The organism is Streptomyces sp. TN58, from assembly GCF_001941845.1.
GTDB lineage: Bacteria > Actinomycetota > Actinomycetes > Streptomycetales > Streptomycetaceae > Streptomyces.
Genome location: NZ_CP018870.1, coordinates 2,921,662 through 2,945,961, shown reverse-complemented (window position 1 = coordinate 2,945,961; position 24,300 = coordinate 2,921,662). Strand labels below are relative to the sequence as shown.

General features: G+C 71.1%; 20 protein-coding genes, 1 tRNA gene and 1 riboswitch. Of the genes, 14 read left to right on the top strand and 7 right to left on the bottom strand.

Annotated elements, in window-relative coordinates; all coding sequences use genetic code 11:
- The first annotated feature begins 15 nt into the window (after positions 1-15).
- A complete protein-coding gene (locus BSL84_RS13365; protein WP_045323278.1) occupies positions 16-1,080 on the top strand; it encodes a MazG family protein in 1,065 nt (354 codons plus the stop codon).
- A 43-nt stretch (positions 1,081-1,123) separates the two neighbouring features.
- Here BSL84_RS13365 and BSL84_RS13360 read toward each other — a convergent pair whose 3' ends face one another.
- Positions 1,124-2,311, bottom strand: a complete 1,188-nt coding sequence (locus tag BSL84_RS13360) for a globin domain-containing protein (RefSeq protein ID WP_234363459.1) — start codon at positions 2,309-2,311, stop codon at positions 1,124-1,126.
- Between the two features lie 172 nt (positions 2,312-2,483).
- Between BSL84_RS13360 and BSL84_RS13355 the strand changes: the two genes are divergently transcribed.
- The 9 genes from BSL84_RS13355 to BSL84_RS13315 all read left to right on the top strand — a co-directional run bounded on the left by BSL84_RS13355 (position 2,484) and on the right by BSL84_RS13315 (position 13,282).
- A complete protein-coding gene (locus tag BSL84_RS13355) occupies positions 2,484-3,761 on the top strand; it encodes a cytochrome P450 family protein (protein WP_030029758.1) in 1,278 nt (425 codons plus the stop codon).
- A gap of 175 nt (positions 3,762-3,936) precedes the next feature.
- A complete protein-coding gene (locus BSL84_RS13350) occupies positions 3,937-4,890 on the top strand; it encodes a transglycosylase family protein (RefSeq protein ID WP_324616526.1) in 954 nt (317 codons plus the stop codon).
- Between the two features lie 280 nt (positions 4,891-5,170).
- A riboswitch (cyclic di-AMP (ydaO/yuaA leader) is annotated at positions 5,171-5,341 on the top strand.
- Between the two features lie 3 nt (positions 5,342-5,344).
- Positions 5,345-6,049, top strand: a complete 705-nt coding sequence (locus BSL84_RS13345) for a transglycosylase family protein (RefSeq protein ID WP_030028492.1) — start codon at positions 5,345-5,347, stop codon at positions 6,047-6,049.
- 272 nt (positions 6,050-6,321) lie between these two features.
- Entirely contained in the window at positions 6,322-7,608 is a 1,287-nt protein-coding gene (eno, locus tag BSL84_RS13340) for a phosphopyruvate hydratase (RefSeq protein WP_030028493.1), read from the top strand.
- Positions 7,609-7,697: 89 nt separating this feature from the next.
- Positions 7,698-8,186: an FtsB family cell division protein gene (locus tag BSL84_RS13335; protein ID WP_030028494.1), complete on the top strand. Its 489-nt coding sequence runs from the start codon at positions 7,698-7,700 to the stop codon at positions 8,184-8,186.
- 53 nt (positions 8,187-8,239) lie between these two features.
- A complete protein-coding gene (locus tag BSL84_RS13330; RefSeq protein WP_030028496.1) occupies positions 8,240-8,782 on the top strand; it encodes a DUF501 domain-containing protein in 543 nt (180 codons plus the stop codon).
- The gene (locus BSL84_RS13325) at positions 8,779-9,750 is read left to right on the top strand and encodes a Ppx/GppA phosphatase family protein (RefSeq protein WP_030028497.1); all 972 of its coding nucleotides are present in this window, start codon (positions 8,779-8,781) and stop codon (positions 9,748-9,750) included. The genes BSL84_RS13330 and BSL84_RS13325 overlap by 4 nt, the downstream gene beginning before the upstream one ends.
- A 611-nt stretch (positions 9,751-10,361) precedes the next feature.
- Complete coding sequence (locus BSL84_RS13320) at positions 10,362-11,747, top strand: NAD(P)/FAD-dependent oxidoreductase (RefSeq protein ID WP_075970419.1); 1,386 nt, start codon at positions 10,362-10,364, stop codon at positions 11,745-11,747.
- A gap of 146 nt (positions 11,748-11,893) precedes the next feature.
- Positions 11,894-13,282 (top strand): SAM-dependent methyltransferase, encoded by a 1,389-nt coding sequence (locus tag BSL84_RS13315; RefSeq protein WP_075970418.1) that lies wholly within the window; start codon positions 11,894-11,896, stop codon positions 13,280-13,282.
- Positions 13,283-13,362: 80 nt separating this feature from the next.
- Here the strand turns inward: BSL84_RS13315 and BSL84_RS13310 are convergent, their stop codons facing one another.
- Together BSL84_RS13310 and BSL84_RS13305 are read right to left on the bottom strand one after the other, a co-directional pair.
- On the bottom strand, positions 13,363-15,915 hold the full coding sequence (locus BSL84_RS13310) for an ABC transporter permease (RefSeq protein WP_075970417.1): 2,553 nt from the start codon (positions 15,913-15,915) through the stop codon (positions 13,363-13,365).
- 58 nt (positions 15,916-15,973) lie between these two features.
- Positions 15,974-16,738, bottom strand: a complete 765-nt coding sequence (locus BSL84_RS13305) for an ABC transporter ATP-binding protein (protein WP_107484905.1) — start codon at positions 16,736-16,738, stop codon at positions 15,974-15,976.
- 444 nt (positions 16,739-17,182) lie between these two features.
- Between BSL84_RS13305 and BSL84_RS13300 the strand changes: the two genes are divergently transcribed.
- Both BSL84_RS13300 and BSL84_RS13295 read left to right on the top strand, forming a co-directional pair.
- A tRNA-Leu gene (locus BSL84_RS13300) sits at positions 17,183-17,264 on the top strand.
- 209 nt (positions 17,265-17,473) lie between these two features.
- Entirely contained in the window at positions 17,474-18,322 is an 849-nt protein-coding gene (locus tag BSL84_RS13295; RefSeq protein WP_030036971.1) for a Bax inhibitor-1/YccA family membrane protein, read from the top strand.
- Positions 18,323-18,437: 115 nt separating this feature from the next.
- Here BSL84_RS13295 and BSL84_RS13290 read toward each other — a convergent pair whose 3' ends face one another.
- Positions 18,438-18,668 carry a DUF4287 domain-containing protein gene (locus BSL84_RS13290; RefSeq protein ID WP_030036969.1) on the bottom strand — a complete coding sequence of 77 codons (231 nt, stop codon included), beginning with the start codon at positions 18,666-18,668 and terminating at the stop codon, positions 18,438-18,440.
- Positions 18,669-18,770: 102 nt separating this feature from the next.
- Between BSL84_RS13290 and BSL84_RS13285 the strand changes: the two genes are divergently transcribed.
- A complete protein-coding gene (locus BSL84_RS13285; RefSeq protein ID WP_030036967.1) occupies positions 18,771-19,124 on the top strand; it encodes a hypothetical protein in 354 nt (117 codons plus the stop codon).
- Here the strand turns inward: BSL84_RS13285 and BSL84_RS13280 are convergent.
- The 3 genes from BSL84_RS13280 to BSL84_RS13270 form a co-directional block, all read right to left on the bottom strand.
- Positions 19,108-19,923: a hypothetical protein gene (locus BSL84_RS13280; RefSeq protein ID WP_030036965.1), complete on the bottom strand. Its 816-nt coding sequence runs from the start codon at positions 19,921-19,923 to the stop codon at positions 19,108-19,110. The two genes, BSL84_RS13285 and BSL84_RS13280, sit on opposite strands and share 17 nt — an antisense overlap.
- A gap of 431 nt (positions 19,924-20,354) precedes the next feature.
- The gene (locus BSL84_RS13275; RefSeq protein ID WP_030036963.1) at positions 20,355-21,575 is read right to left on the bottom strand and encodes an acetyl-CoA C-acetyltransferase; all 1,221 of its coding nucleotides are present in this window, start codon (positions 21,573-21,575) and stop codon (positions 20,355-20,357) included.
- 167 nt (positions 21,576-21,742) lie between these two features.
- Entirely contained in the window at positions 21,743-22,759 is a 1,017-nt protein-coding gene (locus BSL84_RS13270; protein WP_030036961.1) for an SGNH/GDSL hydrolase family protein, read from the bottom strand.
- A 128-nt stretch (positions 22,760-22,887) separates the two neighbouring features.
- Between BSL84_RS13270 and BSL84_RS13265 the strand changes: the two genes are divergently transcribed.
- Positions 22,888-24,273 (top strand): cystathionine beta-synthase, encoded by a 1,386-nt coding sequence (locus BSL84_RS13265; RefSeq protein ID WP_030036959.1) that lies wholly within the window; start codon positions 22,888-22,890, stop codon positions 24,271-24,273.
- Positions 24,274-24,300 lie beyond the last annotated feature (27 nt).

The following is a 24,300-nucleotide window of genomic DNA, read 5'->3' as shown; positions in this document are numbered from 1 at the left end:
AGGTAGGTTCGGAGGGTGACCGAGCACTCCCGGCCCACCGCCGCCCCCGAGCCCACCGGCCGTATCGTCCTGCTGACCACCAGCCACCGGGTCGCCCCCGGCGTGCTGTCCTGGCCGGCGTGGCAGATCCTGCACGCCGCGGACCGGGTGCTGTGCGCCGACCCCGGCCACCCGCAGCTGCCGTACCTGCGGGAGGCGGGCGTCGAGGTCGAGTACACGGTCCCCGACGCGCACGAGCTGGTCGAGGACTGCGCGGGCGGCCGCACGGTCGTGGTGCTCCCGGCCGGGGAGGGCGATCAGCGGCTCACCGACGGCCTGGCCCGGCTGGCCGGCTCCGGCCGGGTCGCCATGCCCGACCTGGAGCTGCTGCCCGGCTCCTACGACCTGCCGGGCGCCCGCCTGCTCGACCTGGTCCAGGTGATGGACCGGGTCCGGCGGGAGTGCCCGTGGACCTCCCGGCAGACCCACCGCGGCCTGGCCAAGTACGCGATCGAGGAGGCGTACGAACTCGTCGAGGCGATCGAGGACGGCGACCGGGAGGAACTGCGCGAAGAGCTCGGCGACGTCCTGCTCCAGGTGGTCTTCCACGCCCGGATCGCCGAGGAGGGCGTCCCCGTCCGCGAGGACGAGGGCTCCGAGGACGAGGGGGAGGAGGACGGCGGCTCCGACGGCGAGGGCCTGGGGGCCTTCTCCATCGACGACGTGGCCGGAGCCCTCGTGCAGAAGCTGATCCACCGGCACCCGCACGTCTTCGGCGACGCGGCCGCCGAGACCCCGGAGGACGTGCACGCGCACTGGCAGCGCACCAAGGCGGTCGAGAAGCAGCGGGAGTCGGTCACCGACGGCATCCCGGTGGGCCAGCCGGGCCTGGCGCTCGCGGCCAAGCTCGCGGGCCGGGCCCGTACGGGCGGGGTGGCCGTGGAACTGCCCCGCGGCGACGGCATCGGCTACGAACTGCTGGAACTGGCGGCGCGCGCCGAGGCGGAGGGGGTCGACCCCGAGACCGCGCTGCGCGCGGCGGCCCGCGTCTACCGCGACGCGATCCGGGCCGCCGAGGGTGTAGGAACCCCCACGGAGTAGGCCGCCCCCGGGTCGCGGGCCCCGGGCCTCGGCCCCCGCGCCCTCAGTACTCCCTCGGGGCGCGGGCCGAGGGGTCGTGCCAGTGCGGCGCCGGGCGGTTCAGCAGCCACTCGGCGAAGCCCAGCGGGCGGCCGCCCTGCCCGTGCTCGCCGCCCGCGCCGGGTACGCGGTCGTGGAAGAGGCGGCCGGGAAGGGCGCCGAGCCCTTCCAGGAGGTGCGCGGTCTCGTCGACGAACGGCCCCGGCCCGCTGAGGTAGACGTCCTGGTCGGGCCACAGGCCCCGGGTGCCGAGGGCGGTCGCGAGCCGTTCGGTGGCCTCGTTGCGGTGCCGGCCGGGGGCTGGGGTGATGTAGGTGACGTCGAGCCAGCCGCAGGATGCGCCGTACGCGTCGATGAGCGGCCGGTCGTAGAGGTGCGCGCCGTCCCGGGCCACCACGAAGAGCCGTACGTCCTGCTCGGGCGGCCGGGCCGCGAGCTCCTCCAGCAGGGCCCGGATCGGGGCCCAGCCGGTGCCGGCGGCGATCAGGCTGACCGGGCGGTCGGAGCGGCGGAAGGTCAGCTGCCCGCCGGCGGCGCCGAGGCGCAGCACGTCGCCCGGCCGGGTCTCGCGGACCAGGGCGGTGCTGAGCCGGCCGCGGTCGATCCGGCTGACGTGCAGGTCGACGGTGCCGTCGGGGCGGGGCGCGTTGCCTATGGAGTAGGTCCGCCAGGTCCTGGGGACGCGGGCGGTGCTCACGCTCGTGTACTGGCCGGGGAGATAGGGGAAGGCGGTGTGCGGCCGCAGGGTCACCACGCCGATGTCCTGCCCGTACTGGAGGTGGCGCACGACCTCCGCGTCCCACCACGGAGGGTCCTCGCTCGCGTCCGCCCCGGCGAGCATGGCGTCGGCGATCACCTGGTACGCCTCGGTCCAGGCCTTCTCCACCTGCGGGGTCCAGGCCTCGCCGGAGGTCTCGGCGAGCGCGGCGAGCAGGCTGGAGCCGACGACCGCGTAGTGCTCGGGGCGGACCAGGAACTTGCGGTGGTCGCGGCCCAGGTCGCGCAGGTAGGGGCGGAGGGTCTCGTCGTCGCCGAGCCGGGAGATGACGTGGGTGAGCGCGGCGAAGAGCCGGTCCCGCTGGCGTTCCATGTCCTCGGAGGAGGCCGGGAAGAGGTCCCGGACTCCGGGGTTGTGCCAGAACAGGTGCGAGTAGAAGAACTTGACGGCGTGTTCGGCCCGTCTCTCCACCACCGCGAAACTGCTTTTCAAGATCCTCACGTCCACACGACCGAAAGTAGAAGTCGCGGGCGGGCCGAGGTCAAGCACCGTCCGATCTACGGACAGCCTCGGCGAAGCAGTCATATGGGATGGCGGCCCGCGGCCCGCGCCGGACCGCCGGTGCGCGGCGGCTACTGTCGGGGACATGCGCGATCAGTCGTCCACTCCCTCCGTCGGCCCGGTGCCCGAACTCTTCACGTGGGAGTTCGCGACCGACCCCTACCCGGCCTACGCATGGCTGCGCGAGCACTCCCCGGTGCACCGTACGAAGCTCCCCAGCGGGGTCGAGGCCTGGCTCGTCACCCGTTACGCGGACGCCCGCCAGGCCCTCGCCGACCAGCGGCTCAGCAAGAATCCGGCGCACCACGCGGAGCCCGCGCACGCCAAGGGCAAGACCGGGATCCCGGGGGAGCGCAAGGCGGAGCTGATGACGCATCTGCTGAACATCGACCCGCCGGACCACACCCGGCTGCGGCGTCTGGTGTCGAAGGCGTTCACCCCGCGCAGGGTCGCCGAGTTCGCCCCGCGGGTGCAGGCGCTCACCGACCACCTGATCGACGGGTTCGCGGGGAGGGGGGAGGCGGACCTCATCCACGAGTTCGCGTTCCCGCTTCCCATCTACGCCATCTGCGAGATGCTCGGAGTACCGCGCGAGGACCAGGACGACTTCCGCGACTGGGCCGGGATGATGATCCGCCACGGCGGAGGTCCGCGGGGCGGGGTCGCGCGGTCGGTGAAGCAGATGCGGACCTATCTCGGCGAACTCATCCACCGTAAAAGGGATGATCTGGGTGACGACCTGATCTCCGACCTCATCCGGGCGAGCGACCACGGCGACCATCTGACCGAGGGCGAGGCCACCGCGATGGCCTTCATCCTGCTCTTCGCCGGCTTCGAGACGACCGTGAACCTGATCGGCAACGGCCTCCACTCCCTCTTCATGAACCCCGCCCAGCGCGAGCGCCTGCAGAGCTCCCTGGCCGCCGGGGAGAGCGGACTGCTGGCCACCGGCGTCGAGGAACTCCTGCGCTACGACGGCCCCGTTGAGCTCGCGACGTGGCGTTTCGCCACCGAACCGCTGACCCTCGGCGGCGAGCGCGTCGAGACCGGCGATCCGGTCCTGGTCGTCCTCGCCGCCGCCGACCGGGACCCCGAGCGGTTTGCCGACCCGGACGCCCTCGACCTCTCCAGGACCGACAACCAGCACCTCGGGTACGGGCACGGCATCCACTACTGCCTGGGCGCGCCGCTGGCCCGGCTCGAAGGGCAGACCGCCCTGGCGACCCTGCTGACCCGCCTTCCCGATCTGGAACTTGCCGTTCCATCCCAAGACCTGCGCTGGCGTGGGGGTTTGATCATGCGAGGGCTGCGCACCCTTCCCGTTCGCTTCACAGTTCAAAACACTTGCGCGGGATCTGATTAAAAGTCAGATTCCGCTTGAACTTGTGACAATCGTTCGAAGGCCGCTAGGTTCTGCCGTTACCAGGCTGTTATGCGAAAGGTGATCCCTCATGCTCTCCGGGAACGGCCGTCACAGACGACCCCGCCAGGTCCCCGCGCTGGTAGTCACAGCCGGAGTCACTGGCTCAGCGCTGGCCATGCCGCTGCTCGCCGCCACCAGCGCCACCGCTGCCGACACCGCCACCTGGGACAAGGTGGCCGAGTGCGAGAGCGGCGGCTCGTGGAGCGCCAACTTCGGCAGTGGTGCGTACGGCGGCCTCCAGTTCACCCAGGAGCAGTGGCAGAACGCCGGCGGTCTGGACTTCGCCGAGCGGGCCGACCTCGCCAGCCGCTCGCAGCAGATAGCGGTGGCCGAGCGCGTGCTGGCCTCCCAGGGGCCGCAGGCCTGGCCGCTGTGCGCCGCCTCCGCCGGCCTGGACCAGCAGGGTCCGGCCGCGGTCGTGGACCCCGGTCTGCCCGGCAGCCCCACCGCGGTCGGCCCCGCGCCGTCCCGCCCCGACGACGCCGTGCCCTCCACCACGGGCGGCAAGCCGGCGACGGACTTCGGGCTCTCGACCGCGGAGACCCCCAGCCCCTCGGGCACCCCCTTCCTGATCCCCGACGCGCCGTCCCTCGGACTGCCCGTCATGCCCGCGCCCGACGTCCCCACGACGCCTCCGGCCGACCCGGGCACCCCGGTCGCCCCGACCGACCCGACGACCCCGCCGGTGAGCCCCGCCGACCCGACGACCCCGGTCCTCCCGACGGACCCGGCGGACCCGACGGCGCCCACCACCCCGCCGGCGACGCCGAGCCCGTCCCCGACCGAGCCGACGGCCCCCGCGACGCCGGAGACCCCCGCGACCCCGGGTGCCACCCCGGCCGAGGGCAGCGGCAAGCACCGTGGCGCGCCGTCCCCCGAGGAGGGCGCCCCCGCTGACGCCGCGTCGGACCCCGTCTACACCGTGCAGGCGGGCGACAGCCTGGCGACCATCGCGGTCGCCAAGGGTGTGAAGGGCGGCTGGAGCGGCCTCTACGCGGCCAACGAGCAGGTCATCGGCGAGGACGCCAACCTGATCAAGCCCGGTCAGAACCTGGATCTAACCACGTAATAAGGACAGTTGGTTCGCCCGGAAAGACATTGATTGTCGGTTTTCTGCAAGTGAGACATGTGTCTCTTCGGGTCAACTGGCGTGTCCCGCCCGGGGGCTTCCGCAAACCCCGGTCTCACCTGCGCAAACACCACTTCGCAGAGCGCAAGTAGGGGCCCTTTCTCCCCGATGTTCCTCGTTGAACATCGGGGAGAGCTGTGTCTACCTTCTGAATCGCTCGCCACCGCGAGCTCCTTCGACCGCATCGCCGAGTCCTGCCGGCGGACGGGGGGAACAGTCGTCGCGTCAAGCGCCGAAGGCAGGAGCGGGGGAACCAAGGTAGGTGCCGCGAGCGGCCGTTGAGAGACGGTCACGCAACCGGCTTGGGGTTAAGCGGTGCGCCAGTCGCATCGCCGGGCACTCACAGGCCCGAACCCGACAGCTCACCTCGTAGGCGTCGGTGAGGAGAAACCTCATGCTGCTTTCCGGCAAGGGCAAGCACCGTCGCGGCTCCAAGGCCGTCCGCATCGTCACGCTCGCCGGTGTCGCCGGCGTGGCCGTCGCCGCCCCGCTGATGACCGCGGGCGCCGCCAGCGCCGCCACCGCGTCCGAGTGGGACAAGGTCGCGCAGTGCGAGTCCGGTGGCAACTGGTCCATCAACACCGGCAACGGCTACTACGGCGGGCTGCAGTTCTCGTCCTCCACGTGGGCGGCCTTCGGTGGCAAGTCGTACGCCGCGCAGGCCAACCAGGCCTCGAAGGCGCAGCAGATAGCCGTGGCCGAGAAGGTCCTGAAGAAGCAGGGCAAGGGCGCCTGGCCGCACTGCGGCAAGGGCCTGTCGAACTCCTCGTACACCGGCGGCTCCTCCGAGACCCCGGCCTCGACCAAGCCGAAGGCCGAGACGAAGAAGACCGAGACCAGGAAGACCGAGACCAAGGCCGCGCCGAAGAAGGAGACCAAGCGCGCCGAGGCCCCGGTCACCCGCTCCGAGCGCACCCCGGCCCCGGCCGCGCCGAAGACCGGCAACGGCTCGTACGAGGTCAAGCCCGGCGACACCCTGGGCACCATCGCCGAGGCCAACGGCGTCAAGGGCGGCTGGCAGCAGCTGTTCGAGCTGAACAAGGACATCGTCTCGGACGCCGACCTCATCTACCCGGGGCAGAAGCTGAAGCTCAGCTGACCACCGCGGCGAGAGCCGCGAAAGCGTACACAACGCGCATAATTCCCACCGCCCGGCGCCCCTCCCCCCACGCGCCGGGCGGCGGTGTGTGCGGCAGCGGAACCCCCGTCATCCAGGGCTCTATGTCCGGGAAGAGGGGTATTCGGGCCCTTTTTCGTCCCAGGACCCGGGCGGTCGGCAGGGCGAGTGCCCGGATCCGGTTAGGCTCTAGTCGGCCAGGCCATCCCACGGCCTGACGCCACCGCACACCCAGCGTCACATCCCAGAAGGAGATGCTCGTGCCGTCCATCGACGTCGTCGTAGCCCGGGAAATCCTGGACTCCCGAGGCAACCCCACGGTCGAGGTCGAGGTGGGCCTCGACGACGGCAGCACCGGCCGTGCTGCCGTTCCGTCCGGCGCCTCCACCGGTGCCTTCGAGGCCATCGAGCTCCGTGACGGTGACCCCAACCGTTACATGGGCAAGGGTGTCGAGAAGGCCGTCCTCGCCGTCATCGAGCAGATCGGCCCGGAGCTCGTCGGCTACGACGCCACCGAGCAGCGCCTGATCGACCAGGCCATGTTCGACCTGGACGCCACCGACAACAAGGGCTCGCTCGGCGCCAACGCCATCCTCGGCGTCTCGCTCGCCGTCGCCCACGCCGCGTCCGAGGCCTCGGACCTCCCCCTCTTCCGCTACCTCGGCGGTCCGAACGCGCACCTGCTGCCCGTTCCGATGATGAACATCCTCAACGGTGGGTCGCACGCCGACTCCAACGTCGACATCCAGGAGTTCATGATCGCCCCGATCGGCGCGGAGTCCTTCTCCGAGGCGCTGCGCTGGGGTGCCGAGGTCTACCACACCCTCAAGAAGGTCCTGCACACCAAGGGCCTGTCCACCGGCCTCGGTGACGAGGGCGGCTTCGCCCCGAACCTGGAGTCCAACCGCGCCGCGCTCGACCTCATCATCGAGGCGATCAAGCAGGCCGGCTACACCCCGGGCAAGGACATCGCGCTCGCGCTCGACGTCGCCGCGTCCGAGTTCTACAAGGACGGCAAGTACGAGTTCGAGGGCCAGTCCCGCTCGGCCGCCGAGATGACCGACTACTACGCCGAGCTCGTCGAGGCGTACCCGCTCGTCTCCATCGAGGACCCGCTGTTCGAGGACGACTGGGCCGGCTGGAAGACCATCACCGACCGCCTCGGCGCCAAGGTCCAGATCGTCGGCGACGACCTCTTCGTCACCAACCCCGAGCGCCTGGCCCGCGGCATCGAGGAGGGCTCCGCGAACGCCCTGCTCGTGAAGGTGAACCAGATCGGTTCGCTGACCGAGACCCTCGACGCCGTCGAGATGGCCCAGCGCAACGGCTTCAAGTGCATGATGTCCCACCGCTCCGGCGAGACCGAGGACGTCACCATCGCCGACCTCGCCGTCGCCGTGAACTGCGGCCAGATCAAGACCGGCGCCCCGGCCCGCTCGGACCGCGTCGCCAAGTACAACCAGCTGCTGCGCATCGAGGAGATCCTCGACGACGCCGCGGTGTACGCGGGCCGCAGCGCCTTCCCGCGCTTCAAGGGCTAATCACGCTCTGCCTCCGTACGTCCCCGCACTCGGTCCCGTACCGTGTGCGGGGACGTATTGCGTAGTGCGTACAAAGGGGAGGCGGACCAATGGCCGGGAACCGGGATCGGTTCTCCACCTTCTCCACGGCGACGCGGCTCAAGCAGCTCGGTGAGCGGACCGCGGCCCACGTCTACCGCTCGCAGTCGCGCCGGCAGGTGCGCCGCAGCCGCCTCACCGGCAGGGCCGCCCTCCTGGTGCTCGTGCTCTGTACGCTGGTGGTCGCCCTCGCGTATCCGATGCGCCAGTACGTCTCCCAGCGCTCGGAGATCGCGGAGCAGCAGCGGGCCGCCGCGGCCGCGCGGGACCGCCTGGAGCGGCTGCGCGACGAGAAGGCCCGCTGGCAGGACGACGCCTACGCGGAGCAACAGGCGCGCAAGCACCTGCACTACCTGCGCCCGGGGGAGGTCGGCTACATCATGAGCGACCCCGGGGCCCAGCCCCCGGAGCCGCACCGGACCGGCCACGCCGGCTCGGACCGCCCCTGGTACTCCAACGTCTGGGACGGCGTCGACAAGGCCGACCGCCCCGGCGACTGAGCACGGCACCACCGCAGCACCCATCCACGAGAACGAAGAGACTTCCTCCAGGCATGCAGACGCCCCCGCCCCAGACCGACCGGACCGAGCCGACCGACGCGGACATCGAGGCGTTCGAGCAGCAGCTCGGCCGCCCGCCGCGCGGGCTGCGCGCCATCGCGCACCGCTGCCCCTGCGGCCAGCCCGACGTGGTGGAGACCGCGCCGCGGCTTCCCGACGGCACCCCCTTCCCGACGCTGTACTACCTGACGTGCCCGCGCGCGGCCTCCGCCATCGGCACGCTGGAGGCCAACGGCGTGATGAAGGAGATGCAGGCCCGGCTCGCCGAGGACCCGGAACTCGCCGCCGCCTACCGGGCCGCGCACGAGGACTACATCCGCCGCCGTGACGCCATCGAGGTGCTTCAGGGCTTCCCGAGCGCCGGCGGGATGCCGGACCGGGTCAAGTGCCTGCACGTGCTGGTCGGCCACTCGCTGGCCGCCGGCCCCGGCGTGAACCCGTTCGGCGACGAGGCCCTCGCGATGCTGCCCGAGTGGTGGGCCAAGGGCGCCTGCGTCACGCCGTGCGGCGAGAAGAAGGAAGAGGAGTCCGAGTGACCCGGGTCGCGGGCATCGACTGCGGTACCAACTCCATCCGGCTGCTCGTGGCGGACTGCGACCCGGCCACGGGCGAGCTGGTCGAACTGGACCGGCGGATGATCATCGTCCGGCTCGGCCAGGGCGTGGACAAGACCGGACGCCTGGCCCCCGAGGCGCTGGAGCGCACCTTCGCCGCCTGCCGTGAGTACGCGGCGGTCATCGAGGAGTTCGGCGCGGAGCGGGTGCGCTTCGTGGCGACCTCAGCCTCCCGCGACGCCGAGAACCGTGACGACTTCGTGCGCGGCGTGGTGGAGATCCTGGGCGTCGAGCCCGAGGTGATCTCCGGCGACCAGGAGGCGGAGTTCTCCTTCACCGGCGCCACCATGGAGCTGACCGCGCACGAGAACCTGGAGCGGCCGTTCCTCGTCGTCGACATCGGCGGCGGCTCCACCGAGTTCGTGGTCGGCGACGAGCACGTACGGGCCGCCCGCAGCGTGGACGTCGGCTGCGTCCGGCTGACGGAGCGCCACCTCGTGGTGGACGGCGCCGTGACCGACCCGCCGACCGAGAAGCAGATCGCGGCCGTCCGCGCCGACATCGAGGCCGCCCTCGACCTGGCGTCCGAGACGGTCCCGCTGGCCGAGGCGCGCACCCTGGTGGGCCTGGCGGGATCGGTGACCACCGTCGCCGGGATCGCCCTCGGGCTGCCCGAGTACCGGTCGTCGGAGATCCACCACTCCCGGATCTCCTACGAGCAGGTACGTGAGATCACCGGGCGGATGCTGACGGCCACGCACGCCGAGCGCGCGGCGATCCCCGTGATGCACCCGGGCCGGGTGGACGTGATCGGCGCGGGCGCGCTGGTCCTGCTGGCCGTCATGGAACGCACCGGCGCCTCGGAGGTGGTGGTCTCGGAGCACGACATCCTCGACGGAATCGCGATCAAGACCGCCGAAGAGGCCGAGGCGGACAAGCAGCGGTCCTGACCGCGGCACGGCTGTGCGGCGGCGCTCCGGTGACTCCACCGCGGCGCCGCTGCCGTGTTCCGGGCCGGGTGCCGCCCCGGACCTCGCCACGACGCGACGACCTCCGGCCTGGAGCGTGCGGCGGGGGCCAACGGATGAAAGGTCATCGCGGGGTCTGACCCCGTGGATCCCACACGCAGCGCCGCCGGGACGGAGGAACCGGGGGGTGATGTGCCTGTTTCGGGACCTTGGAGAGGCCTTTACAGGGGCCTTGGGTCCTCCTGCGCGGACCAACTTCGTGAAGTTCTTCACAAGGAAAATGTGCCGGACGGCTCACCGGCGGGCCGCTTCGGGCCGTTCCGGGGCTCGCGGGGGCGCCGGGGGTGGGCGTTCGTGCGATTCGCGGCGGTCGGAGAGCGTCGCCGGTAGGTATCCACGAACCCGGTGGTCTACTCCGGTTTCGGCCTTGGAGGCCAGTTCAGGACGGGTGAACAACGACTCCTGCGCACCCTTGGTTCCCGTTGCCCGCCATGACGTCCGTCACGTGGGCGGCGGAGTGTAGCAGAGCCCTCCCGACTCCTTGTGAAGGGGCTCACGAGCAACACCCCATTGGGTGCTGGATACTCGTTCTCATGAGCACCACGGAGCGTCCCAGGATCCTCGTTGTAGGGGGTGGGTACGTAGGCCTGTACGCAGCCAAGCGCATCATGAAGAAGATGCGCTACGGCGAGGCGACCGTCACGGTCGTCGACCCGCGCTCGTACATGACCTACCAGCCCTTCCTCCCCGAAGTGGCCGCAGGCAGCATCTCGCCTCGGCACGTCGTCGTCCCGCTGCGACGCGTGCTGCCCAAGGCTGAGGTTCTCACCGGCCGGGTCACCAGCATCGACCAGGACCGCAAGGTCGCCGTCGTCACGCCGCTGGTCGGCGAGGCGTACGAGCTGCCCTTCGACTACCTGGTGATCGCCCTCGGCGCCGTCTCCCGCACCTTCCCGATCCCCGGCCTCGCCGAGCAGGGCATCGGCATGAAGGGTGTCGAGGAGGGCATCGGCCTGCGCAACCACGTACTTGAGCAGCTCGACAAGGCCGAGTCCACGACGGACGAGAACGTCCGCCGCAAGGCTCTCACCTTCGTCTTCGTCGGCGGCGGCTTCGCCGGCGCCGAGACGATCGGCGAGGTCGAGGACATGGCCCGCGACGCCGCGAAGTACTACTCCACGATCAAGCGCGAGGACATGCGCTTCATCCTGGTCGACGCGGCCGACAAGATCCTTCCCGAGGTCGGGCCCAAGCTCGGCACCTGGGGCAAGGAGCACCTTGAGGCCCGCGGCATCGAGATCTACCTCAACACCTCCATGGACTCCTGCGTGGACGGCCACGTGGTGCTGAAGAACGGCCTTGAGGTCGACTCCAACACCATCGTGTGGACCGCCGGCGTCAAGCCGAACCCGGTCCTGGCCCGCTACGGCCTGCCGCTGGGCCCGCGCGGCCACGTCGACGCCGAGCCGACCCTCCAGGTCAAGGGCACGGACTACATCTGGACCGCCGGCGACAACGCCCAGGTTCCGGACATGGCCGCCCGCAAGGCCGGCGTCGAGAACGCCTGGTGCCCGCCGAACGCCCAGCACGCGCTGCGCCAGGCCAAGGTCCTCGGCGACAACGTCATCGCGGGCATGCGGGGCTTCCCGCAGGCCGAGTACTCGCACTCCAACAAGGGTGCGGTGGCGGGCCTCGGCCTCCACAAGGGCGTCGCGATGATCGTCATGGGCAAGACGAAGATCAAGCTCAAGGGCCGGCTCGCCTGGTACATGCACCGTGGCTACCACGGCATGGCCATGCCGACCTGGAACCGCAAGATCCGCGTCTTCGCCGACTGGACCCTCGCCATGTTCCTCAAGCGCGAGGTCGTCTCCCTCGGTGCGCTGGAAACCCCGCGCGAGGAGTTCTACGAGGCCGCCAAGCCGGCGCCGGCCCCCGCCGCCGCCGCTGCCCCGGCCGAGAAGGCCAAGGCCTCCTGACCCCGCGTCGGGAGTCCGGCCGCTGAGCCGGCCGAAGGTACGACCCCGAAGGGGCCGCCCGCCATCCGTGGTGCGGGCGGCCCCTTCGGCGTACCCGGGGCCGCGGATGGGTAGACGGATGGGTCGGAACCTTGTGGAGGTGCGCCATGACCGACGCCGCTCCGCGGCTGGCCGCTCTTGCCGAGACCCTGCTGGGCGGCCCCCTGCCCGTGCGCATCCGAGCGTGGGACGGAAGCGAGGCCGGGCCGCCCGGCGGCCCCGTCCTCGTCGTCCGGGGACGCCGCGCCCTGCGCCGGATGCTGTGGAAGCCAGGCGAACTGGGCCTCGCCCGCGCCTGGGTGGCCGGCGACCTGACCGTCGACGGCGACCTGTTCGAGCTGCTGGACCGGGTGGCCGGCCTGCTCTGGGAACGCGACCGGCAACCGGCCCCCGCCCCCGCCCCGTCCCGCCTCACCGCACTGCGCACCCTCCTGCCCCGGCGCGCCTCGGCCGCCGCGGGCGCCGCCGCCGACACCGCCGCCCTGCTGCGCGACGCGGACACGCGCGGCGCCGTACGGGACCTCCTCACCCTGGCCCGCCCGCTGCCGGCGCCCCCGCCACCCGCGGAGGAGGCGGCGCGGCGCGGCGGCCCCATGCACACCAAGGGCCGTGACCGGCAGGCCGTCAGCCACCACTACGACGTCGGCAACGACTTCTACGAACTGGTCCTCGGCCCCTCCATGGTGTACTCCTGCGCCTACTGGACCCCCGGCTCGACCCTGGAGCAGGCCCAGCACGACAAGCTGGACCTGGTCTGCCGCAAGCTCGGCCTGAAGACGGGGGACCGGCTCCTCGACGTCGGCTGCGGCTGGGGCTCCATGGCCCTGCACGCGGCCCGCGCGTACGGCGCCCGCGTCACCGGCATCACCCTCTCGCGCGAACAGGCCGTGTACGCCCGCAAGAAGGCCGCGGACGAGGGCCTGGCCGATCTGGTCGACATCCGCATCCAGGACTACCGGGACGTCAAGGACGGGCCCTACGACGCCATTTCCTCCGTCGGGATGGCCGAACACGTCGGCGCCACCCGCTACCGCGACTACGCCCGCACCCTGCACGCCCTGCTGGGCCCCGGCGGCCGGCTGCTCAACCACCAGATCGCCCGCCCGCCCGAGGCCGACGAATCCGCCTACCGGGTGGACGAGTTCATCGACGCGTACGTCTTCCCCGACGGCGAGCTCTCCCCGGTCGGCACCACCGTCGCCGAACTGGAACGCGCCGGCTTCGAGGTCCGCGACGTCGAGGCGCTGCGCGAGCACTACGCCCTGACCCTGCGCGCCTGGGTGGCACGCCTGGAGCGGCACTGGGACGAGGCCGCGGCCCTCACCTCGGCCGGCCGGGTCCGGGTCTGGCAGCTCTACATGGCGGCGTCCGCGCTCGGCTTCGAGCGGGGCCGCCTCGGGGTCAACCAGGTGCTCGCGGTGCGGTCCGCGGGCCGCGGGGACTCGGGTCTGCCGCTGCGGCCCCGCACCTGGGGCGCACCCCCGGACACCCCCTGACCGTTCCCGCGCGGACGACGCGAGGGGCCCCGGGGCGATATCGCCCCGGGGCCCCTCCCCGTACCGGTTCCCGCGTTCCGCTACTCGGTCTTGATCGCGGTCAGCATGTTCAGGCGGGCGGCGCTGCGGGCCGGCCACATGGCGGCCAGGACGCCGACCACGGCGGCCAGCAGGAGGAAGATCCCGATCCGGTCCCACGGGAGGATCAGCTCGTAGCTGGGCATGGACTTCGCCAGCGTGGAGCCGACGGCCCAGGCGAGGAAGATGCCGATGGCGACGCCGAGGACGGCTCCGAAGAGGGAGATCACCACGGCTTCGAGGCGGATCATGTTCTTGACCCGGCTGCGGTCGAGGCCGATGGCCCGCAGCATGCCGATCTCCTGGGTCCGCTCGAAGACGGACATGGCCAGGGTGTTGACCACGCCGAGCACCGAGATGACGAGCGCCATGCCGAGCAGGCCGTACATGATGTTCAGCATCGTGTTGATCAGGCCGCCCATCTCGTTGCGCATGTCCTGCTGGGTGGCGACGGTGATGGCCGGGTTCTTGCCGAGGGCGTCGACGACCTTCTGCTGGGCGGCCTTGGAGGCCCCGCCCTCGACGTTGACGTACACCTCCGGGATGTACGTCTCCTCGCTGTGCGAGCTGAGGATCTTGTCGTCGATGACGTAGGGGGAGAGCAGGCCCTCCATGTCCTTGAAGATCGCACCGACCGTCACGGACGCTTCCTGCCCGTCGTCGTACGTCAGCTTGATCGGCCGGCCGACGGTGAAGTTCTGCTTCTTGGCGGTCTTCTCGGCGACGGCGACCTCGCCCTTGCCGAGGCTGTCGAGCGAACCGCTGAGGACCTCGACGTTGAGGAGCTGGCCGATGGTGGCCGGGTTGACGCCGGAGGCGGCCCGGAAGTCGCCGTCGACCAGGAAGTAGCCGGCCGTCTGCGGGGAGACCGCCTTGATGCCGGGGGCCTTGGCCAGGGTCTCGGCCACGGACTTGTCGAGGCTGCCCGCGTCGGAGGACATCGACACCCGGTAGTCGGCCTTGAGCTTCTCGGTGCTCATCCGGTCGACGACCTTGCCGATGGTGATGCCGAGCACGGACAGCGTGGTGACGAGGGTCAGGCCGATCGCCAGCGAGGCGGCCGTGACGGCGGTGCGCCGCGGGTTGCGGACGGCGTTCTGGGCGGCCAGCTTGCCGGGGACGCCGAACACCTTCTGCAGCAGCGGGCGGACGGCGCCGATGACCGGCTTCGACAGCAGCGGCAGCAGCACGATCATGCCGATCAGCATGAAGAAGGCGCCGCCGCCCATGGTCATGCGGCCCGTGTCGCCGCCCGTGGAGACGCCCAGGAAGACCAGGCCGATACCGCCGATGCTGATGATCGACCCGAGGATGTTGCGGACGAGCAGGGACTTCGAGGTGGCCGGCAGGTGGGCGCTGCCCATGGCGGCGACCGGCGCGATCCGGCCGGTGCGCCAGGCCGGCAGCACGGCGGCGACGGTGGTGACGACGACGCCGATGACGAGGGCGGCGACGATGGTGCCCGGGGCGATGACGGGGGCGCCGCCCGGCAGCTTGGCGCCGAGGGAGCCGATGACGGAGCGGATCCCGAGCGCCAGGCCGATGCCGCCGAGCAGGCCGGCGGCGGCCGACACGGCGCCGACGACGAGGGCTTCGGCGAGCACGGAGCGCATGACCTGGCCGCGGTTGGCGCCGACGGCCCGCAGCAGGGCCAGCTCCTTCGTGCGCTGGGTGACCAGCATCGTGAAGGTGTTGTAGATCAGGAAGATGCCGACGAAGAGCGAGATGCCGGCGAAGACGAGCAGCATCGTGCTGAGGTGGCTGAGGCCCTTCTCGATCTGCTTGGCCTGCTCCGCGGCGAGCGCCGCGCCGGTCTGTGCCTTGGTGGTCTTCTCGTCGAGCAGCGGCTTGATGTCGGCGAGCAGCTTGTCGGCGGAGGCGCCGCTCTTCGCGGCGACCGACAGCTCCTGGAAGTAGCCGGGCTTGAGGTAGAGCTCCTGGGCGACCGTCGTCTCGAACAGAACCAGGCTGCCGCCGGCCTGGACGGCGCCGTCCTCGGTCGTGAAGACGCCGGCGAGGGAGTACTCCTTGACCGGGCCGTTGGTCGCGACGCGGACCTTGTCGCCGACCTTGTAGCCGCCCTTGTCGGCGGTGGCCTTGTCGAGGGCGACCTCGTCGGCCTTGGCCGGACCGGCGCCCGTGACGAAGGCGTAGCGCGGGTTCTTGCCGTCCTTGACGGGCGTGTAGTTGGCGCCCTGGTTGGACCAGCCGGCGCCGATCAGCTTGCCGTCCTCGTCGCCGACGCCGGCGAAGCCGGAGACGCGGCCGGAGACGGAGTCGACGCCCGGGAGCGCCTTGATCTTGTCGACGGTCTGCTGTCCGAGGCCGGGCTCGCCCTCCTTCAGGCCCTGCTCGTTGCGGCCCTGGCCGAAGGAGGTGACCGAGACGGCGACGCCGTCGTAGCTCTTGGCCGACTGGCCGGAGAGGGACTTCTTGAGGGTGTCGGTGAAGACGAGGGTGCCGGATACGAAGGCGACGCCGAGGGTGACGGCGAGCACCGTCATCAGCAGCCGGGCCTTGTGCGCGAGGACGTTGCGCAGGGCGGTACGGAACATGGGGGATCTCAGTCCTGGGGCTGGAAGTCTGGAGGAAGGGCCGGGGCGGGACCCGGGATCAGCTGGTGCGGCCCTTGGCGTCGAAGGCCTTCATACGGTCCAGCACGCCGTCGGCGCTGGGGCTGAGCATCTCGTCGACGATCCGGCCGTCGGCGAGGAAGATGACGCGGTCCGCGTAGGAGGCGGCGACGGGGTCGTGGGTGACCATCACGACGGTCTGGCCGAGCTCGCGGACGGAGTTGCGCAGGAAGCCGAGGACCTCGGCGCCGGAGCGGGAGTCCAGGTTTCCGGTCGGCTCGTCACCGAAGATGATCTCGGGGCGGGAGGCGAGGGCGCGGGCGACCGCCACGCGCTGCTGCTGGCCGCCGGAGAGCTGGGTGGGCCGGTGGCCGAGGCGGCCGGAGAGGCCGACCATGTCCACGACGGTGTCGAGCCACTGCTTGTCGGGCTTGCGGCCCGCGATGTCCATGGGAAGCGTGATGTTCTCCAGGGCCGTCAGCGTGGGCAGCAGGTTGAACGCCTGGAAGATGAAGCCGATCTTGTCCCGGCGCAGCTGGGTGAGCTGCTTGTCCTTCAGGGAGCCCAGCTCGGTCTCGCCGATGCGGACGGAGCCGGCGGAGAAGGTGTCCAGGCCGGCGACGCAGTGCATCAGGGTGGACTTGCCGGAGCCGGAGGGGCCCATGATCGCGGTGAACTGTCCCTGGCCGAAGTCCACGGAGACGTTGTCCAGGGCGACCACCTGGGTCTCGCCCTGGCCGTACACCTTGGAGAGGCCGGTGGCGCGCGCGGCCACGGCCTGGGCGGTGTGCGGGGCGTAGTTCATGGTGGTCACGGGACGGCTCCTCGGTCTGTTGTGCGGGGACCCCTCCATCCTCACCGCACCCTTACCCGCCGCGGATCAGCCGCCGTGCCTGTTTCCGGGCCCACCGGAGACTGACGGCGGGTGCGTGCGCCTCCTCCTCTGGTATGACAGGGGCTCCGGCCGGAGAGGGGCGGCAGCCCGCGCGCGGCGGGAGGCGGCCAGGGCCGCCGGGGGTGACGCGGGAGGGTGGCGCGAGGGGTGGCGCGGGCCATCGAAATCCCGTCATTCCCGTACAGGTCGTGATCGGCGTACAGAACGGGCCGACCGTGCGTTCCGGGGCCTGACGGACCCTCAAGCGCCAATAAAATCAGACAACATCGGAAAGACGGCCCGTCGGTGGTGAGGGTGTTCCCGATAGGCTCGGCACCGCGTTCAAGGCTTTTTCCACGGGGGCCGCCACGCCCTGCCCGGATGGTGGAATGCAGACACGGCGAGCTTAAACCTCGCTGGCCTTCGGGCCGTGCCGGTTCAAGTCCGGCTCCGGGCACTCCGCAGCTCCGCAGTTCTGCAGCTCTGGCGACGGACTGGCGACAGTACGGGCGACGAGGTCCTCCGCGCGGAAGCCGCGGGGCCCTCGTTTATCCCCTGCGCTTCGCCGTGCCTTCTCCTAAGATCCTCCTCCAGCAGTAGGGTGCTTTCTTTGCGAGCGCATTACTCTTGTTGCAAGGCCGCGCTCGGTGGCCACGGAGGAGTGAGATGAGGAGCAGTAACCCGGTCTTCTCGCGACGGGGGTTCAGCCGCGACAACGGTGGCTACGCGGGCTTTGACGCGCAGCACCAGCAGGCCGGGACCAACCCGTACGCGACGAACCCGTACGCGATGGACCCGGCCACGGGTATGCCGCAGGCGCCGGCGCGCACCAACGCGATGACCATGGACGACGTCGTGAGCCGTACGGCCATGACGCTCGGCACGCTCATCGTGACGGCGACCCTCTCCTGGGTGCTGCTGCCCGTCGACCCGGCCAACCTCAAGACGTCGTACGCGATCGGCATCGGCGCCGCCCTGGTGGCGTTCGTCTTCGCGATGATCCAGTCGTTCAAGCAGAAGGCCGCCCCGGGCCTGATCCTGGCCTACGCCGCGTTCGAGGGCGTGTTCCTCGGCGTGATCAGCGCGGCCACCAGCACCTACTTCGGTGCCGGCGTGGTCATCCAGGCGGTGCTGGGCACGATGTGCGTCTTCGCCGCCGTGCTCTTCTCGTACAAGATGGGCTGGATCCGCGTCACCCGCCGCTTCTACGGCTTCGTGATGGCCGCGGCCCTGGGCTTCATCCTCCTGATGGTCGCGAACACCCTGTTCGCGGTCTTCGGCGGCGGTGACGGCCTCGGCTTCCGCAGCGGCGGCCTCGGCCTGCTGTTCGGCGCCATCGGCGTCATCCTCGGCGCCTGCTTCCTCGCCCTCGACTTCAAGCAGGTCGAGGACGGCGTGACCTACGGCGCCCCGCGCGAGGAGGCCTGGCTGGCGGCCTTCGGCCTCACCATGACCCTGGTGTGGATCTACATCGAGATGCTGCGCATCTTCCAGATCCTCTCCGGCGACGACTAGCAGCACCGGCGGGCCGCCCGGCCCGCCCCGGCAGTACGTCTGCACGGCGAAGGCCCCGCGAGCACACCGCTCGCGGGGCCTTCCCGCGTGTGTAGGGACCTCGGGGGAGGAATGGTCAGCCGAACCGTCGTGCGGCCCGGCGCAGGTCGTACTCGTGGATGATCGCCTTGGCCTGGCCGTACGACAGCTCGTGCGCGCCGCGCAGCCAGCTGACCTTCTCCTCGAACCGGACGAGTGAGGGGCCTTCGTCGACGGTGCGGAGCCAGTCGGAGACCTCACGACCGGTGGTCAGGGGGATTCTGTCGATCATGTTGCGGTGGGTCTGCTCGGAGAACTCTACGGACATGGGCGCCTCCGGAGGTTTTGCCGTGCTTGTTCTCTTCACGCCACCGTGCCGGAGAGTTCGCCCGTTGGCAATGGTGCCCGGGCGGCGCGTAAGGTCGGCCGGGTGCTTGACACTTCGCCCCTGAGCGCCGCCGTGGAACGTTTCGCCGACCGCCTGCGGGCCGCCCCGCAGAGCCGCCTCCAGCAGGGAGCGGCCGCCGCCGCACTGGACCTGGCCCGCGAGCTCTCCGTACGCGCGCAGCGGCTGGAGGCGCCCGGGCGGCCGCCGAGGGAGATGCCCGACGAGGGTCTTTTCGTCGTCGGAGACCAGGTGGCGGTGGCCGGACAGGACCTCGCCGAGGCCCTGCGCGGCGGGGCCGGCCCGGCCGGCTCACCGGACACGGCGAAGGCCCCGTCCGAGCTGCTGGACGAGGCCGTGTCGCTGGTGGAGCAGGCGGAGATCAGAGCGATGCGATGACGCGGTCCGCGAGGATGTAGACGTTGCTGTCGGGGTCCTCGGAGTCACCGCAGGAGAAGGTCAGTGCATAGGCGCCGGAGATCCCCGAACCACCCAGCAGGACCGGGGCCGTGCCCGAGCGCAGCGCCTCGGCCAGGCGCTCCGCGGTCTCCCGGTGCCCCGGGGTCATGCACAGCGTCGTGCCGTCCGTGAAGACGTACACGTCCAGCGTGCCCAGCGGGCCGGGACGGACGTCCACGAGGGCCGTACGGGCCTCCGCCAGCTCCTCCAGCCGGCTCACGGTGCGCTCGTGGTCGGCGCCGGGGTGCGAGGCCTGGACCGGTACGAAGTCCGGGTGCGAGGGGTGGCGCCGGCGGGCGGCGGCCAGCTCGGCCGAATCCTCGGGATAACCGGGCAGCTCGTCCAGCACCTCCTCGCCCAGGACCGGCTCCAGACCCACCAGATCGGCCTGCCGGGGCAGGAAGACCGGGCTGTCCTCGCCGAGCCCGGACAGGCCGCCCAGCAGCGACGGGGCGTCGGCGGCGTCCCGGGCCTCCTGCGCGGCCCAGAAGGCGCGCGCCTCGGCCAGCTCGCGCTCACGCTCCTCGGCCAGGGCCTCGGCCACGGCGGCTCGTATCTCCGCGGCGGGGGACTCGACGGTGTGGCGGGCGTGCGGGACGGTCGTGCCGCGGGTGCGGACCGGCACCGCCAGCTCACCGCGCAGGGCGGTGACCTGCTTGCGCAGACCGTGGACGGCGTGCAGAGCAGCAGCGCCCACGGCCGTGGCAGCGGCAGTGGTCAGCAGCAGGGCAAGAGACATGGCGCTCACTGACTAACTCCTGAGGTGATTCGATCCCCCGACTTCCTACATCAGAGTGTCCCGGCCTGGGAATGGCGTGCAGTGCATTACGTCACGAAATGGACAGGTCGTTCGTCACACCCTTCACCCCTGTGCAGTGCGTGACCTGCATAAACACCGATCCCCCAGGACGTATGTCACATCCTGGGGGAGATTCGGTCACAGGTAGGCCGCGACGGGATTAGAAGCGGCGTCAGTACGGCCCGCAGATCCTAGGGGCGCCTGCCCCGCCACAAGATCCCGTCAGCACGCCCTCACCCTCCGCTACGGCTCAAACCCTCCGCCACGGCTCAGCTCAGCCGCCCTCTTCGTGGTCGCGCTGAGCTTCGCCACCGCTGCGGGCAGGTGCCGCACATCGGCACGGCCGCGCGACCCCTACCCTCCGCTACGGCTCAGCTCAGCCGCTCGATCACCATCGCCATGCCCTGGCCGCCGCCCACGCACATCGTCTCCAGGCCGAACTGCTTGTCGTGGAACTGCAGGCTGTTGATCAGCGTGCCCGTCAGGCGGGCGCCGGTCATCCCGAAGGGGTGACCCACGGCGATGGCCCCGCCGTTGACGTTCAGCTTGTCGAGGGGGATCTCCAGGTCCCGGTACGACGGGATGACCTGCGCCGCAAAGGCCTCGTTGATCTCGAACAGGTCGATGTCGCCGACCGTCAGACCGGCCCGCTTCAGGGCCTGCTTCGACGCCTCGACCGGGCCCAGGCCCATGATCTCGGGGGAGAGGCCGGTGACACCGGTGGAGACGATCCGGGCCAGCGGGGTCAGACCCAGCTCGCGGGCCTTGGTGTCGCTCATGATGACCAGCGCGGCCGCGCCGTCGTTCAGCGGGCAGCAGTTGCCGGCCGTCACCAGGCCGTCGGGACGGAAGACCGGCTTGAGGCCCTGCACGCCCTCCAGGGTCACGCCGGCACGCGGACCGTCGTCCGTGGAGACGACCGTGCCGTCCGGCGTCGTGACCGGGGTGATCTCGCGGGCCCAGAAGCCGTTCTTGATGGCCTCCTCGGCCAGGTTCTGGGAGCGGACGCCGAACTCGTCCATGTCCTGGCGGGTCACGCCCTTGAGGCGGGCCAGGTTCTCCGCGGTCTGGCCCATCGCGATGTACGCGTCCGGGACCAGGCCGTCCTCACGCGGGTCGTGCCACGACGAGCCCTCGCTCTGCGCGACGGCCGCCGTACGGGCCTCCGCCTCGCCGAAAAGCGGGTTGTGGGTGTCCGGCAGGCCGTCCGAGGAGCCCTTCACGGACCGCGAGACCATCTCGACGCCCGCGGAGATGAAGACGTCGCCCTCGCCCGCCTTGATGGCGTGCAGGGCCATGCGGGACGTCTGCAGCGACGACGAGCAGTACCGGGTGATCGTGGCGCCCGGCAGGAAGTCCATGCCCATCTGCACGGCCACGATGCGCGCGAGGTTGTGGCCCTGCTCACCGCCCGGCAGACCACAGCCCAGCATCAGGTCGTCGATGTCACGCGGGTCCAGCTCCGGCACCTTGGCCAGCGCGGCCTGGACGATCGTCGCGGTCAGGTCGTCCGGGCGGACGTCCTTGAGAGACCCCTTGAAGGCGCGCCCGATGGGAGAGCGGGCGGTGGAAACGATGACGGCTTCGGGCATCGGGACTCCAAGGGGTGCGTCGTTGCGGGACCGGATGCGAAGTTACCGCCCCGTACGGTCGAGGTCACCGGCCTGGGGGTGTGATGCCGGTCGCTCCCACGGGCCCGGCCGGCGGGGCCCGCACCACCAAGGGTGCGCCACCCCGCCCCGGTACGGGCCCACACCCCCTACGGTGCGAGCTCCGCCGTGTCCGACGCCGCGGGAGCGGGGTCCTCGCCCGGCACCCGCCGACGACGGCGGTGCTTGAGCAGCACCCACGGACCGCGGGCCGCCGTGACCTCCGTACCCGCCTGCCCCGCCGCGGCCGACGCGGCCTTCGCCACGGGCAGCATGTCCTCGTCCCGGGACACGTCCAGCCGGTCCGACTCCGGCCACAACGACAACGCCGCACACAGCGTCGGCAGCACCGCCATGGCAGCCGTCGCGTACCCCTCCGCCGACGGGTGGTACGAGTCCGGCCCGAACATCTCGCGCGGGTTCGCGGCGAACTCCGGACCGAGGAGGTCCCCCATCGAGACCGTACGGGCACCCAGCGCGACCACCCCTATGGTCTGCGCGGCCGCCAGCTGCCGCGACACCCGCCGCGCGAGCCAGCGCAGAGGCTGGTACACCGGCTCGATCGTGCCCAGGTCCGGGCAGGTGCCCACGACCACCTCCGAGCCCGCCAGCCGCAGCCTGCGCACCGCCGACGTCAGCAGCCGCACCGACTGGGTCGGCGGCATCCGGCGCGTCACGTCGTTCGCCCCGATCATGATCACGCAGACGTCCGGCGGGGGCGCGTCCCGGTCCAGCAGCAGCCCCACCTGGCGGTCCAGGTCGTCCGACATGGCACCCGAAAGAGCCACGTTGCGCAGCTCCACCGGCCGCTCCGCAACCGCCGCGAGCCCCGAGGCCAGCAGCGCCGCCGGAGTCTGCCGGGCCCGCCGCACACCCAGCCCGGCCGCCGTGGAATCACCCAGCATGCCCAGCCGCAGCGGGCCCGGACTCTGCTCCGGGCCGCCGAACTCACTCCCGTACAGCCCGTCCGCACGCGGCGGGTCCGGCAACCCGGAACCCACCGTCCGCTTCGCGAACTGCACCTCCGCCAGCACCAGCCCGACCGCGGCGGCCCCGACCAGTCCGATGCCGCCACCGCCGTACGCCGCCCCCGCCGCGATACGGCGGGCTGTTCTCGCCCTGGACACCTTTCAGGCCACCTCCTCGGTCCTCGTTGACCCCTACCTGCCCCGTACACACGGTCGGCCAATCCCTTTCGGCATACCCTGGCCGTGCCTCCCGGAGAACCCGTGGAGTCCCCTCCTTGGAGAACATGGTGCAATTCCACGACTCGATGATCAGCCTCGTCGGCAACACCCCGCTGGTGAAGCTCAACCGTGTGACCGAAGGCCTGCAGGCCACCGTCCTTGCGAAGGTCGAGTACTTCAATCCCGGCGGATCCGTGAAGGACCGGATCGCCGTACGGATGATCGAGGCCGCCGAGCAGAGCGGAGCCCTCAAGCCCGGTGGCACCATCGTGGAGCCGACCAGCGGCAACACGGGTGTAGGACTCGCCATCGTGGCCCAGCAGAAGGGCTACAAGTGCATCTTCGTCTGCCCTGACAAGGTGTCCATGGACAAGATCAACGTACTGCGCGCCTACGGCGCCGACGTGGTCGTCTGCCCGACCGCCGTCGACCCCGAGCACCCGGACTCGTACTACAACGTGTCCGACCGCCTCGTGCGCGAGACCCCCGGCGCCTGGAAGCCCGACCAGTACAGCAACCCGAACAACCCCCGTTCGCACTACGAGACCACCGGCCCCGAACTGTGGGAGCAGACGGACGGGAAGATCACCCACTTCGTCGCCGGCGTCGGCACGGGCGGCACGATCTCCGGCACCGGCAACTACCTCAAGGAGGTCAGCGGCGGGAAAGTCAAGGTCATCGGCGCCGACCCCGAAGGCTCGGTCTACTCCGGCGGCTCCGGCCGCCCCTACCTCGTCGAGGGCGTCGGCGAGGACTTCTGGCCCACCGCCTACGACCCGAACGTGACCGACGAGATCATCGCGGTGTCCGACAAGGACTCCTTCCAGATGACCCGCCGCCTCGCCAAGGAAGAAGGCCTCCTCGTCGGCGGCTCCTGCGGCATGGCCGTCGTGGCCGCGCTGAAGGCCGCCGAAGGCCTCGGCCCCGACGACGTCGTCGTCGTCCTGCTGCCGGACAGCGGCCGCGGCTACATGAGCAAGATCTTCAGCGACGAGTGGATGGCCGGACACGGCTTCCTGGAGGAAGCCGGACCGGCCGCCCGCATCGGCGACGTCCTGGCCGACAAGGAGGGCGGCATCCCCTCCCTCGTCCACATGCACCCCGAGGAAACCGTCGGCGAGGCCATCGAGGTCCTGCGCGAATACGGCGTCTCCCAGATGCCGATCGTCAAGCCCGGCGCCGGCCACCCCGACGTCATGGCCGCCGAGGTCATCGGCTCCGTCGTCGAGAAGGAACTGCTCGCGGCACTCTTCGCACAGCGCGCCTCCCTCACCGACCCGCTGGAGAAGCACATGAGCTCCCCGCTGCCGCAGGTCGGCTCCGGCGAGCCCGTGTCGGAACTGATGGCCGTACTCGGCGAAGCCGACGCGGCGATCGTGCTGGTCGAAGGCAAGCCCACCGGCGTCGTGAGCCGCCAGGACCTCCTCGCCTTCCTGGCCAAGACCGCGAAGTAACCCGCGTTCCGCCGGCCGTCGCGCAAA